Source organism: Lutimaribacter degradans (assembly GCF_023703375.1).
Taxonomy (GTDB): Bacteria; Pseudomonadota; Alphaproteobacteria; order Rhodobacterales; family Rhodobacteraceae; genus Lutimaribacter; species Lutimaribacter degradans.
This window is the reverse complement of the sequence record NZ_JAMQGO010000007.1, coordinates 72195-85609: the sequence shown is the minus strand read 5'-3', so window position 1 is coordinate 85609 and position 13415 is coordinate 72195. Positions and strand designations below refer to the sequence as shown.

General features: G+C 59.8%; 16 protein-coding genes. 8 read left to right on the top strand and 8 right to left on the bottom strand.

The features are described 5' to 3' along the window. Positions 1–25: 25 nt before the first annotated feature. Both M8744_RS11690 and recR read left to right on the top strand, forming a co-directional pair. Positions 26–370, top strand: a complete 345-nt coding sequence (locus M8744_RS11690; protein ID WP_251416356.1) for a YbaB/EbfC family nucleoid-associated protein — start codon at positions 26–28, stop codon at positions 368–370. Between the two features lie 79 nt (positions 371–449). Then, a complete protein-coding gene (gene recR / locus M8744_RS11685) occupies positions 450–1043 on the top strand; it encodes a recombination mediator RecR (protein WP_251416341.1) in 594 nt (197 codons plus the stop codon). An 83-nt stretch (positions 1044–1126) separates the two neighbouring features. On the opposite strand, the gene M8744_RS11680 is transcribed toward recR, so the two are convergent. After that, on the bottom strand, positions 1127–1870 hold the full coding sequence (locus tag M8744_RS11680; protein ID WP_251416324.1) for a DUF1013 domain-containing protein: 744 nt from the start codon (positions 1868–1870) through the stop codon (positions 1127–1129). Positions 1871–1994: 124 nt separating this feature from the next. Between M8744_RS11680 and M8744_RS11675 the strand changes: the two genes are divergently transcribed. Then, the gene (locus tag M8744_RS11675; protein ID WP_251416321.1) at positions 1995–2645 is read left to right on the top strand and encodes a ribonuclease T2 family protein; all 651 of its coding nucleotides are present in this window, start codon (positions 1995–1997) and stop codon (positions 2643–2645) included. Between the two features lie 78 nt (positions 2646–2723). Here the strand turns inward: M8744_RS11675 and M8744_RS11670 are convergent, their stop codons facing one another. From M8744_RS11670 to M8744_RS11660, 3 genes are all read right to left on the bottom strand, one after another. Further along, positions 2724–3131, bottom strand: coding sequence for an H-NS histone family protein (locus M8744_RS11670; RefSeq protein WP_353049792.1), 408 nt, complete (start codon positions 3129–3131; stop codon positions 2724–2726). 121 nt (positions 3132–3252) lie between these two features. Beyond that, a complete protein-coding gene (locus tag M8744_RS11665; RefSeq protein WP_251416318.1) occupies positions 3253–4236 on the bottom strand; it encodes an NAD(P)H-quinone oxidoreductase in 984 nt (327 codons plus the stop codon). A 134-nt stretch (positions 4237–4370) separates the two neighbouring features. Beyond that, a complete protein-coding gene (locus tag M8744_RS11660) occupies positions 4371–5054 on the bottom strand; it encodes a COQ9 family protein (RefSeq protein ID WP_251416315.1) in 684 nt (227 codons plus the stop codon). 115 nt (positions 5055–5169) lie between these two features. Here M8744_RS11660 and rpsU point away from each other — a divergent pair, with 115 nt between their 5' ends. Beyond that, a complete protein-coding gene (gene rpsU, locus M8744_RS11655; protein ID WP_009806335.1) occupies positions 5170–5376 on the top strand; it encodes a 30S ribosomal protein S21 in 207 nt (68 codons plus the stop codon). 70 nt (positions 5377–5446) lie between these two features. Here the strand turns inward: rpsU and M8744_RS11650 are convergent, their stop codons facing one another. From M8744_RS11650 to M8744_RS11640, 3 genes are read right to left on the bottom strand one after another with little or no spacing between them, the layout of a single operon-like run. Beyond that, on the bottom strand, positions 5447–5905 hold the full coding sequence (locus tag M8744_RS11650) for a GAF domain-containing protein (RefSeq protein WP_251416304.1): 459 nt from the start codon (positions 5903–5905) through the stop codon (positions 5447–5449). Further along, positions 5902–6930: an alpha/beta hydrolase gene (locus tag M8744_RS11645; RefSeq protein ID WP_251416302.1), complete on the bottom strand. Its 1029-nt coding sequence runs from the start codon at positions 6928–6930 to the stop codon at positions 5902–5904. Before M8744_RS11645 ends, M8744_RS11650 begins: the two co-directional genes overlap by 4 nt. After that, positions 6930–8102, bottom strand: a complete 1173-nt coding sequence (locus M8744_RS11640) for a thiolase family protein (protein WP_251416296.1) — start codon at positions 8100–8102, stop codon at positions 6930–6932. Before M8744_RS11640 ends, M8744_RS11645 begins: the two co-directional genes overlap by 1 nt. A 100-nt stretch (positions 8103–8202) precedes the next feature. Here M8744_RS11640 and M8744_RS11635 point away from each other — a divergent pair, with 100 nt between their 5' ends. The 3 genes from M8744_RS11635 to M8744_RS11625 all read left to right on the top strand — a co-directional run bounded on the left by M8744_RS11635 (position 8203) and on the right by M8744_RS11625 (position 10810). Further along, positions 8203–8538, top strand: a complete 336-nt coding sequence (locus M8744_RS11635) for an STAS domain-containing protein (protein WP_251416294.1) — start codon at positions 8203–8205, stop codon at positions 8536–8538. Then, complete coding sequence (locus M8744_RS11630; RefSeq protein WP_251416293.1) at positions 8531–9046, top strand: ATP-binding protein; 516 nt, start codon at positions 8531–8533, stop codon at positions 9044–9046. The genes M8744_RS11635 and M8744_RS11630 overlap by 8 nt, the downstream gene beginning before the upstream one ends. Positions 9047–9235: 189 nt before the next feature. Then, positions 9236–10810 carry a gamma-glutamyltransferase family protein gene (locus M8744_RS11625; RefSeq protein ID WP_251416292.1) on the top strand — a complete coding sequence of 525 codons (1575 nt, stop codon included), beginning with the start codon at positions 9236–9238 and terminating at the stop codon, positions 10808–10810. Between the two features lie 52 nt (positions 10811–10862). On the opposite strand, the gene M8744_RS11620 is transcribed toward M8744_RS11625, so the two are convergent. Then, positions 10863–11681 (bottom strand): sulfotransferase family protein, encoded by an 819-nt coding sequence (locus M8744_RS11620; protein WP_251416291.1) that lies wholly within the window; start codon positions 11679–11681, stop codon positions 10863–10865. A gap of 156 nt (positions 11682–11837) precedes the next feature. Here M8744_RS11620 and M8744_RS11615 point away from each other — a divergent pair, with 156 nt between their 5' ends. Then, on the top strand, positions 11838–13415 hold the full coding sequence (locus M8744_RS11615; protein WP_251416289.1) for a DUF5928 domain-containing protein: 1578 nt from the start codon (positions 11838–11840) through the stop codon (positions 13413–13415).

The following is a 13415-nucleotide window of genomic DNA, read 5'->3' as shown; positions in this document are numbered from 1 at the left end:
CGCCGCACCAGTCAGGAGATATGAGATGCTGAAAGGTTTGGGCGGTCTTGGCGATATGGCCGGGATGATGAAGAAAGCGCAGCAGATGCAAACCCGCATGGCCGAGCTGCAAGAGGAACTGGCCACCATGATGGTCGAGGGCGAAGCCGGAACCGGTTTGGTCAAGGCTAGCTGCACCGCCAAGGGCGAGCTCAAGGGCCTGGATATCGACCCTTCGATCTTCAATGGCGATGACAAGGAAGTGGTCGAAGACCTGATCCTGGCCGCGATCAAGGATGCCCAGGCCAAGGCCGCCGAACGCGCGCAACAGGAAATGTCCAAGCTGACCGAAGAGCTGGGTCTGCCCAAGGACATGAACCTTCCCTTCTGATCTTCCTCTTGCTTTAAATACCCCGGGGAGCGCGAGGGGCTGGCCCCTCGCTTCTGCCCTTTGAACCGGGCGCCGCGCCATGAATTCCACCCGCGATATCGAAGCGTTGATCGACGCCATGGCCAAGCTGCCCGGGCTTGGGCCGCGCTCGGCTCGGCGGGCGGTGCTGCACCTCATTCGCAAGCGCGCGCTGTTGATGCAGCCCCTGGCCGATCTCATGGGGCAGGTCGCTGCCACTGCACGCGAGTGCCTGAATTGCGGCAACGTGGGCACCACCGACATCTGCGACATCTGCGCCAGCGAAAAACGCGGCAATGGCCAGATCTGCGTGGTCGAGGACGTGGCTGACTTGTGGGCGATGGAGCGGGGCCAGGTGTTCAAGGGGCGGTATCATGTTCTTGGCGGCACGCTCAGCGCACTTGACCAGGTGGGCCCCGAACAACTGCGTATCCCCAAGCTGATCGACCGGGTCGATGCGGAATCGGTGACCGAGGTGATCCTGGCATTGAATGCCACCATCGACGGCCAGACAACGGCCCATTACATCGCCGACCAGCTTGAAGGCCGCGTGAGCCTGAGTTCATTGGCGCAGGGCGTGCCCATCGGCGGCGAGCTTGATTACCTTGACGACGGCACGATCGCTGCCGCGCTCAACGCGCGAAAATCGTTCTAGCGGTGACACGGCCCGACGATGGCGTCAAAGAAAAGGCCCGATCCGTCGGATCGGGCCTGCCTTCGTTGCAAAAGAGCGAATGATCAGGATTTTTCATCCTCATCATCGTCATCGTCGTCGGGCAGGTTGAAAAAGCTGTCCGCATCGGGAATGGGGTCTTCTTTTTCGTCATCATCCCTGAGGCTGAAGGTTTCCAGGCCTTCAATGGCGGTCGGCACGCGCGGGCTTTCATCCATTTCCAGCGATTGTTCGGTCGACAGCAGCTTGCGGCGCGCATCGTCGTCCATCGTTTCGCCTGCCTTGGCCCGCTTTTCCGCAGCCTTCTGCACAATGGTATCCAGTTCGGATTGCTTGCACAGGCCCAGGGCAACCGGGTCGATCGGCTGCATGTTCGCGATATTCCAGTGCGTGCGTTCACGGATCGACTGGATCGTCGGCTTGGTGGTCCCGACCAGCTTGGAAATCTGGCTATCGGTCAGTTCGGGGTGGAACTTGACCAGCCACAGGATCGCGTTGGGCCGATCCTGGCGTTTGGACAGCGGCGTATAGCGCGGACCGCGGCGTTTTTCTTCGCCCACGGCGGCCGGGTTATGCTTTAGTTTCAGAGTGTACAACGGATCTGCTTCACCCTTGGTGATCTCGTCCTGGTCAAGCTGGTTGTTGGCAATCGGATCAAAGCCCTTTACGCCGGTGGCAACATCGCCATCGGCGATGCCCTGTACCTCAAGCTCGTGCATGCCGGTGAAATCGGCGATTTGCTTGAAGGTCAGCGTGGTATTGTCGACCAGCCAGACGGCGGTTGCCTTTGCCATGATCGGTTTGTTCATCTCGGCTCTCCTGAACTCAAATCTTTCCCGTTGCCGGAAAACGGCTGCCCGGGGAAGGGCGGGTTTCCATTGTTGGGGAACTTGGCGCCTGTATAGTGGCGCAAACCGGATAAGGAAAGAGTGAATGCGCTGGGTTGTTATTCTGTGCGTGCTGATCGGCAGGGCGCTGCCAGTGGCCGCAGAAAACGATCATGCTGGCGAATTCGACTATTACGTTCTGTCGCTCAGTTGGTCGCCAAACTGGTGCGCGCTCGAGGGAGACGCGCGCAATTCATCGCAATGCGATGCGTCGCGCGATTTCGGCTGGATACTGCACGGTTTGTGGCCGCAATATCAAACGGGCTGGCCGTCGCATTGCCACAGTCCCTACCCACAGCCCACTCGCGCCATGACGCGCGATATGGCCAATATCATGGGAACCAGCGGGCTGGCCTGGTATCAGTGGAAAAAGCACGGAACCTGCTCGGGGCTGACGGCGTCTGACTATTACGCAACTGCGCGCCGGGCCTTTGAAGCGGTGAACCGACCGGCGGTGTTCCGAAAACTGACCAAGCCCGTTCGACTGCCAGCGCAAGTGGTCGAGCAGGCGTTTCTCGAGGCCAACCCGGGATGGGAACCTGACATGTTGACCATCACCTGTTCTGAAGGCCGAATTCAAGAGGCTCGGCTCTGCCTGTCGAAAGACCTTGACCCAGTGCCGTGCGGGCGCGACGTGGTGCGCGATTGCACGCTGGGTAATGCGGTTTTCGATCCAATCCGCCAAATCGAAAACTGACGTGCTGTTCCGTCACGAAAATAAAACTTTCGCGAGAAATTAAATTGACCGAGGCAATTTACCCCGGCCAATTCGGTATCAGATCAGCAAGTCGTCCAGAGACTTACCGTTGGCAAGGGCCTCTTTCACCCAGTCTGGGCGGCGGCCGCGACCCGTCCATGTGGTCATGGGGTCATCTGGATGGCGGTATTTGGGAATACCCGAACTACGGCGTGCCTTTTTCCCGCCGATAAGCTCATTAAGGGTAAAGCCCATTGCCTTTGCTTTTTCTTCCAGTTCTGCCAATGCCTTCTGGCGCTGGCGCTCCTTGTAGGTGTCGATGGTGCGGTCGACCTGCTTACGCAACGCGCGAAGCTCGTCCAGAGACATGTCATCAAGATTGAATTTCATCGCATCTTCCGTTTGCTGATGCCCCTGCGGGCGATGGCCGAATTGAATATTATTGGCCGATATCCATGAGTGATTGGATAAAGTTTCGTACTGCACTTTATTTCGAATTGCCAAACCGTAATTCGAACCGTCTACAATATATAGGGCATTTCCCAAAAAATGAAAGCCCCGCCAAATGGCGGGGCTGCAAACGAATGCCAATTCCGAAAGAATGTGGTTACACCACTTTAAGCACGATCTTTCCGATATGCTTGCTTTCTTCCATCCGTGCATGGGCCTGGGAGGCCTTGTCCAATGGAAATTCGCTGTCCATCACCGGCGCAATCTTGCCCGCACTCAACAATGGCCAGACTTTCTGACGTAACACTTCGGCAATTTCGGCTTTTGCCAAGTCGCTTTGCGGCCGCAGCGTGCTGCCCGTGATGGTCAGGCGACGGCGCATCAATTGGCCCAAGTTCACCTCGACCTTGGGGCCCTGCAGAAACGCGATCTGCACAAGGCGTCCATCATCCGCCAGGGCCCGCAGGTTGCGCGGGATGTAAAGACCGCCCACCATGTCCAAGATAACATCGGCGCCACCCTCTTCTTTCATCACCTCGACGAAATCCTCGTCATTATAGATGATGGTGCGATGCGCCCCCAGCTTGGCACAGGCCGCGGCCTTGTCCTGGCTGCTGACGGTGGTAAAGACGCGCGCACCCAGTTCGCGGGCCAATTGAATGGCGGTGGTGCCGATGCCGCTGGCCCCGCCATGGACGAGAAACCGTTCACCCGCCTTCAGGCCGCCGCGCATGAACACGTTGGTCCAGACCGTGAAAAATGTCTCGGGCAGGCAGGCGGCTTCGCGCATGTCCATACCTTCGGGCACGGGTAGGCAGTGGGCTGCCGGCGTTGCCACGTATTCGGCGTACCCACCACCGGGAAGCAGCGCGCAAACCTTGTCGCCCAGTTTCCAGTCATGCACGTCCTCACCCAGGGCCGCGATCTCGCCCGATGCTTCAAGCCCGGGCAGGTCACTGGCATTGGGTGGCGGGGCATAGTTTCCGGCGCGCTGCAACGCATCGGGGCGGTTCACGCCTGCCCAGTGCACCTTGATGACCACCTCGCCCGGCCCAGGGGTAGGGCGGGGGCGTTCCACGGGTTTCAGAACCTCGGGGCCACCCGGCTCGCTGATTTCAACGGCGCGCATCGTTTCGGTCATGATGTTCGATCCCTTTGATGTTGCTCAGCGCGATTCGTAGCACAGGAAACCGGAAACGCCACGTATGCCGTTGTGTCGCCCTTGGGCGATGCTATTTCACGGTTTGGCGCGTGGCCGGCCAGCCGGCGGGCGGGTCAGCGGTTGCGCCATTGCCCGGGCAAATCATCTGCGGCGCGCGATGGCGCGCGAATCTTGCCGATCAGCGCCAGCGGCCCGGCAAAGACGGTATTGAAGGCGCGATTGTCCCGCAAGCTGGCCTTGACCTTTTCGAACTGCATCACGTCGTCGATACGCCGATCAAGAAACTCCCAGGTGGCCTGGTTTCCATCGCTTTCGTCGCCCAGCCAATACAGGACTGTGCTGCTGTAGACGCCTGAAAGAATCGTGCGCTTGGTATACCAGTTCACATCGTCCGATCGGTCGCCCAACGCGGTCCAGATCTTGTCGGCCGTGCCCCATATCGCCCGTGCGCCGTCGCTTGCGTATTGCGGCAACGCGAACAGTGTGGTGCCACGCCGCACGATTTCCTTGTCTTCCGCGGCTTCGATGCGAAACCGCACCGCCGCAGCCACGCGGTCGCGAAAGCGCAGGGCGCTCAAATCTTCGTCGTGGATGCGGCGCAACATCTGGTCGTCGCCGCGTTTGTGATAGGCAAGTGCCAGGTCGACGGCACCGCGCGGGCAGACGGCCCGAGCCACGTCCGGGGCAACGCCTGAATCGGCCACTACCGCGTCGAAACTGGCCTGCCCCCATCCGTCGAAGGGCACATGCATCAAGGCGGCATCCAGCAACTGGTCGATAACCTTTTCATTCTCCATCGGGAACTCCGTCGATCAATGTGCGTTACCCTAGACAAGTAGGGCGCGCTTTGCTATACGGCCAACTCCTGCAAATCTGATTGCAACTCTTACTTAGAAAGGTGGTGAAAACCACATGCAGGTTAGTGTTCGTGACAACAATGTCGATCAGGCGCTTCGTGCCCTGAAGAAAAAGCTGCAGCGCGAAGGCGTGTTCCGCGAAATGAAGCTCAAGCAGCATTTCGAGAAACCGTCGGTCAAGAAGGCCCGTGAAAAGGCCGAGGCGATTCGCCGCGCCCGCAAGCTGGCACGCAAGAAAGCGCAGCGCGAAGGTCTGCTGTAAAGCTTTCGTCCTGACGGACAAATGTTGACGACCCCCGGGCGCAAGCTTCGGGGGTTTGTCGTTTTTGGGGTCACGTGTGTCCGAACACCTGGCGCAGCAGCGCCGCCATCCCCGCGGCATCCGCCTGGGTAAAAGCTGCGGCTTGGTCACTGTCGATATCCAGCACCCCCAGCAAGTCACCGGCCTTGTTCCAAACCGGCAGCACCAGTTCCGACCGGGTGGAGCTGGAGCAGGCGATATGGCCCGGAAATTCTTCGACATCGTCGACCATCTGTGCTTGGCCCGTGCGCGCCGCCGCGCCGCATACCCCACGCGAAAACGGAATCACCAGGCATCCGTGGCCCCCCTGGTAGGGGCCGATCTTCAGTAGATCGGGCGCGGTCACGCGATAAAAGCCTGTCCAGTCGAACCGGTCGTCGGCGTGGTGCAATTCGCACGCCATCGTTGCCATCAGCGCCACGCTGTCATCCTCGCCCTCGGTCAGCGCGGCCAAGGTTCGGGACATCGCGTCATAGTCGATTTGGGTCATGCGAATACCTGTTTCAGCCACGCGGCGCATTTGTATACGGCCTCGTTGCCCTGCGGGATGATCTTGCACAACGATGCAAAGGCATGGACCTGGCCGGGATAATCGGCTTGCGCCACCTCGACCCCGGCATTTTGCAGGGCCTGAGCATAGATTTGCCCGTCATCCCACAGTGGATCCTGACCCGCCGACACGATCATCGCGGGCGGTTGCCCCGCCAAGTTTGGTGAAAACAGGGGCGAGACGCGCGGAGCAAGCCTGTCCTGTGTTTCGGGCAGGTACTGATCCAGATACCATTTCATCCGCAAGACCGGCAAAAGCGGCTGGTCATGCAGGGCCTGCATGGATCGGGATGTCATGCGGGCATCGACCGCCGGATAGAGCAGCAGTTGCGCGGCAGGCAGCGGCAGGGCGGCCTCGGCCAGGTCATGCATCAGGGCAGCGGCCAGGTTGGCGCCGGCGCTGTCGCCCCCCACGGCCAGTCGGCCGGGCGTGACCGCGATATCGGTCTCGCCCGCGACAAGCGCGCGATAACAGGCCAAAACATCTTCGGGTGCGGCGGGGAACCTGTGCTCGGGCGCCAGGCGATAGTCATAGGACACCACCCTCAACCCTGACCGCGCGGCCAGTTTCCCACAAAGCCCATCATGGCTGTCGAGGCTTCCCTGCACCCAGCCGCCGCCATGCAGGTAAAGCAACAGCGGCGCCTGTTCCGCCCCTTGCGGCATGTACAATCGCGCGGGGCGGGGCCCTTCGGCGCCGGGCAGGGTGATGTCGGATTTGCGAACCGATGCAGGCGTGGGCAGGTCAAAGCGGGCTGCCATCATCTCGATCTGGGCGCGGCTTTCCGCCAGGCTGGGTGTTTCGCCCGGCACGCGCACAAGGCGCACCAGATCGCACACCGCTTGCGCACTAGCGTCGATCTGGCGGCCATCGACCACCGGCAGACGTCCAGAATATAGCGCGCGCTTTGCCCATTCGGGCAATTGCACGCGCAAGAAAGCCCAGACAAGGTGCAGTTTCCGCATCAGACCCGCTCGATCGCAATGGCGGTGCCCTCGCCGCCGCCGATGCAGATCGCGGCCACCCCGCGCTTTAGCCCGCGTTTTTCCAACGCGTTCAGAAGCGTCACCATGATCCGCGCGCCCGAGGCGCCGATGGGGTGGCCCAACGCGCAGGCCCCGCCATTCACGTTCACGATGTCACGCGGAAGGCCCATTTCCTTCATGAACGCCATGGGCACAACGGCGAACGCCTCGTTCACCTCCCACAGGTCAACATCGCTTGTTTTCCAGCCCAGCCGTTCCAGCAATTTCTTGGCCGCCGGCACCGGGGCAGTTGGGAAATCCTTTGGCAATTGCGCATGGCTGGCATGGCCCAGAATGCGGGCGCGCACAGTCAGGCCCTGTGCCTCGGCCGCGTCTTCGCTGGCCAGCACCAGCGCCGCCGCACCATCTGAAATCGACGACGAGTTCGCCGCGGTCACGGTGCCATCTTTGCGGAAGGCCGGTTTCAGCATGGGAATCTTTTCCGGGCGCGCCTTGGCGGGCTGTTCGTCCTTGCTGATGATTTCCTCGCCAGTGCGCGCGTGGACGGTAAAGGGCGTGATCTCGTCTTCGAAAGCGCCCGAGCGCTCCGCATCCAGCGCGTTTTCCAGCGAGGCGATGGCATATTGATCCTGATCTTCGCGGGTGAACTGGAATGCTTCGGCGCAATCCTCGGCGAAGGTGCCCATCAGGCGGCCCTTGTCATAGGCGTCTTCAAGACCGTCCAGGAACATGTGGTCAACGACCTGGCTGTGCCCGATACGCGCGCCGCCGCGCATCTTGGGCAACAGATAGGGCGCGTTCGACATCGACTCCATCCCGCCTGCGATCATCGTGCCGGCATGGCCCAGCGCGATCTGGTCAAAGGCCATCATCGCGGCTTTCATTCCCGATCCGCACATCTTGTTCAACGTGGTGGCGGGCACCTCTTCGCCCAGGCCCCCGGCGAAACCCGCCTGACGTGCAGGCGCCTGCCCTTGGCCCGCCGGCAGAACGCAGCCCATCAACACCTCGTCCACCGTTGATGTTCCGGCCTGTCCAAGGGCAGCGCGAATGACCGCGCCGCCAAGATCGGCTGCGGTGACACCATCGAAAACCCCCTGGAACCCGCCCATCGGCGTGCGCGAGGCACCGGCAATCACAACGTTTTTCATGGCTCTCTCTCCTGATGCTTTGCCCCTGCATACCGAATGGTAACGAATGGCGTCTAGCCTCTGTCGCGGTTGCAGGTGTTTATGTGTACGGACGGAGCGCATGAATTTGACGGTAAGACGGGTTGGGCCGCTCAAGGTGGTGGATGTCCCGGAAAAACGGATCGACGCCGCGGCTGCCATCGCGTTCAAGGACGCGATGCGCGATATATCAGATGTATCGTGCAGCGACCTGTTTCTGAATCTTGAAAATGTCGGTTTCGTGGATTCCAGTGGTCTTGGGGCCATCGTGGCCGCAATGAAAAATCTTGGGCCCGAGCGCCGGTTGCATCTTGTCGCGCTGTCCCCGGCTGTTGAAAAGGTGTTTCGGCTGACCCGGATGGACAGCGTGTTCACCTTGCATGACAGCATCGACGCTGCTTTGGCAGACCATGGCTGACAGAACGAAGGTTGGCATGGTCTGGGCCGAACAGGCCGCGCCGCATGAAAATGCCGCCTTCATCATCCGTTTTCACGCATCGCCCCTGAATGTGCGCGACGCGCTCCGGCTGTTGCTTGGCTACCTCGACCCGCTCGATTTGCCGATTGACCAGGTCGCAACGATCCAGATCGTTCTGGCCGAGGTTCTGAACAACGTGACCGAACATGCCTATGATTCCGACGGTGGCCTGATCTGCATGCAGGCTAACGTGGTCGAGGCCGGGCTAAGCGTGACGATACGCGATCGCGGCGCCGCCCTGCCGCCCAAGCTGATACTTTCGGAGGGTTCTGGAGGGTTCGATCCCCAAGCCTTGCCCGAGGGCGGATTTGGGTGGCACCTGATCCGTAGCCTCGCAAGTGAGCTTGCCCATTGCCGGCAGGCGCGCTGGAACGAACTCAAGATCGTATTTTCGTTGGGTGGTCCACAAAGCGACGAATTGCCTTTGAATCGCCCGAATCCCTTCTGAAAGAAACCAAAATCAAAGGTCATAACAGGAGTGTAGCTGCAATAAGCTTCCCTCGGCGTCGCGTGTTAACAGCCCCCACCCAGTGCGTGGCGCCGAGGTTTCTATCTTCCACGTGACCCGCGTATTCGATTTGGCATTCTGTTAGTGCCAGACTACTGTTCCGCCGGAACGGACAGGAGACAGCCAATCATGCGTGATTTTCATACCCCGGGTCGATCGCAGGTTCTGGCCAGCAATGGCATGTGCGCCACGTCGCATCCCCTGGCGGCCAAGGTCGCCGTCGACATCCTGAACCAGGGCGGCAACGCGATGGACGCGGCCATTGCCGGTGCCGTGCTGCTCGGCATTGCCGAGCCGCAGATGACTGGCATTGGCGGCGATTGTTTCGTGCTGTATCAGCGCCCCGGCGAAAGCAGCCCGCGCGCCTTGAACGGATCGGGCTGTGCACCCGCCGCTGCTTCCGCCGCCGCGCTACGCGACCGCGGGCTGGAGGCGGTGCCGTTGAACGGCCCCGAGGCGGTGACGATTCCCACCGCAATGGCAGCTTTCGCGCATCTGTCTGAAACCGAGGGCAAGCTGGGCCTCGACACCTTGCTGGCCCCCGCGATCCACTATGCTGACGAAGGTATCCCTGTTGCCCCGCGCGTCGCCTTCGACTGGCCTACGGCGGCGAAATGTCTGAACCCGACCGCGCAAAAGCATTACCTTGTCGACGGGCAGATTCCCGCACCGGGCCAGATCTTTCGCGCGCCGGGCCAGGCCGAGGTGCTGCGACGCGTCTCGAAGGACGGCTTAAAGGCCTTTTACGAAGGCGAGGTGGCCGAAGACATGGTCACAGCCCTTCGCGCGTTGGGCGGCGTACACGAATTGGCGGATTTTGCTGCCGCCGCGCCCATCGACAGCACGCCGATCAGCGGCGATTACAAGGGGGCCGAACTGGTTGAGCATCCGCCGAACGGCCAAGGCGCGACGGCTATCCTGATGCTGAATATCCTGTCGCATTTTGACATCGCCTCGATGGAGCCGTTCGGAACGCAACGCGCCCATATCGAGGCCGAGGCCGCCAAGCTGGCCTATGATGCGCGCAACCGTTTTCTGGCCGACCCCGATTATACCAACCGGCTGGACCACATGCTTGCCCCCGAAACGGCGGCAAAACTGGCTGCCCTGATCGACCCGGCCAAGGCAATGCCGGTTGCGGCCCCCCTGACCGAAGCAGTACATAAGGACACGGTCTATATCACCGTGGTCGATCGTGATCGTATGGCCGTCAGCCTGATCTATTCGATCTTTCATGGCTTTGGATCGGGTATCGCCTCGGACAAGTTCGGCATACTGCTGCAAAACCGCGGCGCCGGCTTCACCCTGGAGCAAGGGCACCCGAACGAACTGGCGGGCGGCAAACGGCCTATGCACACGATCATTCCGGCAATGATGCGCCGTGGCGATGCTATGATGCCGTTTGGCGTGATGGGCGGTGCGTATCAACCCAACGGTCATGCGCGTTTCGTGTCCAACATGGTGGATTTCGGAATGGACCCGCAATCTGCCATCGATGCGCCACGCGCCTTTACGGACAAGGGCACCATGCAGGTTGAGCGTGGCTATAGCGATACGGTGCGCGCCGAGTTGGCCGAAATGGGGCACACGGTGCAAATCCCCGAAGGGCCCATCGGCGGTGCGCAGGCTATCCTCATCCGCGAGGATGGTGTGCTGGAAGGCGGGTCGGACCCCCGCAAGGATGGCATCGCGCTGGGGTATTGAGCCCGGCCAACACGAATGCACAAAGCCCGCCATGATGGCGGGCTTTTCTGGGTCAGTCGCCCAGCTTGGCGTGCACCTCCTCCAGGTCGATTTCACCGATGGGCATCTTGTTCGACGGGTCGTCGAAATCGTATTTGAAAAGCGCGAAATCGCGGTGATAGATTTCCTTCATCAGGTGCATGGACAGGTCGTCGAAATAATCCTCGACCGGGTGCGCACGCTTGGGTCCATGCCCTTCGGATTCGTTGAAGCGTGGGATATTGTCCAGATTGACCTGTTTCGGCGTCTCGATGGCGCCCAGAACCTGGCCCATGCCGTCATTGAATTTCTCGGTCCAGAAAATCTTGTCATAGGTGCCACCGTTCAGGATGAACGTGCTGACATGGCCTGACATCGCCGACCAGTGAATGTCGGGGTCCATTGGCCGGCGCCAGCGAATGGTGTCGCGCGCGAACAGAAGAAACCGGCGGAACGATTTGATCTGGTCGAATTCGAACCCGTCTTCGGGCTCTCCCACCTCGACCCCGTATTTCTGGATCAACAGCGGCACCAGGTTGCCGCGATACCGTTTGCCGTTGCGTTGAATACCGCAGATCTTGTCAAAAAACGACGACAGGATGCGTGTGTAAGGGTTCCGCACGCAGGTGAACGCATAAGAGGCATGCGTCGTCACGTTGGCCTCGATCTTGGGCTGGCTGTCTTCGAGCGCCCATTTGTGCATCCCGCTGGTCGCATCGTGAATGTCGCCGTCGAAGAACTCACCATGGTCAGAGAAATACATTATCTGCCCGATGGTCGAGCACGCGCATTTGGGGACGACGCGATAGACGACGCTTTCGCTTTCGGTCATCCAGGTTCCCGGAAACCCCATTTTGCCTCATCTGCCTCCATCAAGAGCGTCTTTTCATCTGCTGCGCTCGTGCAAATTTCAAAAAATCAAATTTCGCCTGTTTATTCAACGCGGGTTCATCTTTATCTAGATACCGTGACGGCGTAACCCAGTAAACAGAGGCTTTAAGGCAACCTTATGGCGAAAATCGCATTTATCCTGCTTTGCCACAAGGACCCCGAAGCCATAATCAAGCAGGCTGAACGCCTGACCGCCGTGGGCGATTACATGGCGATCCATTTCGATGCGCGCGCCAAGGCCTCGGACTATCAGAAAATTCTTGATGCGCTGCGGAACAACCCGAATGTCGCCTTTCCCAAAAAGCGGATCAAATGCGGCTGGGGTGAGTGGAGCCTGGTGCAGGCCACGCTTAACGCCGTCGAAACCGCGGTTGAGGAGTTTCCGCGCGCCACGCATTTCTACATGCTGTCGGGCGATTGCATGGCCATCAAGACGGCAGAGTACATCCACGAATTCCTCGACCGTGACGACTGCGACTATGTCGAAAGTTTCGATTATTTCGAAAGCGACTGGATCAAGACCGGCTGGAAGGAAGAGCGGTTGATCTATCGCCACTGGTTCAACGAGCGTACGCAAAAGCGCCGGTTTTACTGGATGTTCGAAGCGCAGAAACGGCTTGGGCTCAAGCGTGAAATTCCACAAGATATCCAGGTAATGATCGGCAGCCAGTGGTGGTGTCTGCGCCGCCGCACAATAGAATCGGTTCTGGATTTCACCCGCAAGCGCCACGACGTGATGCGCTTTTTCCGCACCACCTGGATTCCCGACGAAACCTTTTTCCAAACACTCGTGCGCCACCTTGTCCCCGAAAACGAGATTCGCAATCGCACGCTGACCTTTCTGATGTTCACCGATTACGGTATGCCTGTGGTCCTTTATAATGACCATTACGACATGTTGCTCAGCCAGGATTTCCTGTTCGCGCGCAAGGTCAGCCCCGAGGCGACAGAGTTGCGCGCAAGGCTGGGTGCGCTTTACGCGGCCGAGGATGTCGTATTCCAGATCTCGAACGAAGGGCGCAACCTTTACAAGTTCCTCGCCGGGCGCGGGCGCATCGGCCGCCGGTTTGCAACCCGGTTCTGGGAAACCGAGTCGACACTGGGCCGCGAACGCGAGCTGATGATCATCGTGTGCAAGAAATGGCACGTGGCAAAACGGCTTTTGGAGAAAATTCGCCAGGTTACCAACATCCCGGCCATTGAATATCTCTTTAACGAGGAATCCACCCAACTGCCCGACCTTGGCGGCATCCAGTCAACGATCGGCAAACGCACGCGCCACCGTCGGGCCCTGATGCGAATGTTGTTCGACTATTTTGACAGTGACCGCCTGATCGTGTGCATGGACCCGAACAACATCGACCTGTTGCATGATTTCTGCGGCGACCGCTCCGTAACCCGGTTGCTCGAGGTCGAATGCCAGTTCTCGGATGATTACCTGATCGGTCACGCGATGCGCGTGGGCCTGGCCGGCATGCAAACGCCCCGCGAAACGCTGGAACGGCTGCTGCCGACGATCCGGCAGGATATCACCTTTGAAACCGATCGTATTCGCGATGCCAATTTCGACAATCACAACCGCATCCGCGAGACGAACAGCATCGGGGAAAACGTGCCACCGATTGCCAAATTCCTCTCGATACCCGAAGAGAAGGCACAAGAAATCGCTGAAACAAACTATCTCTTTGCTGACTGA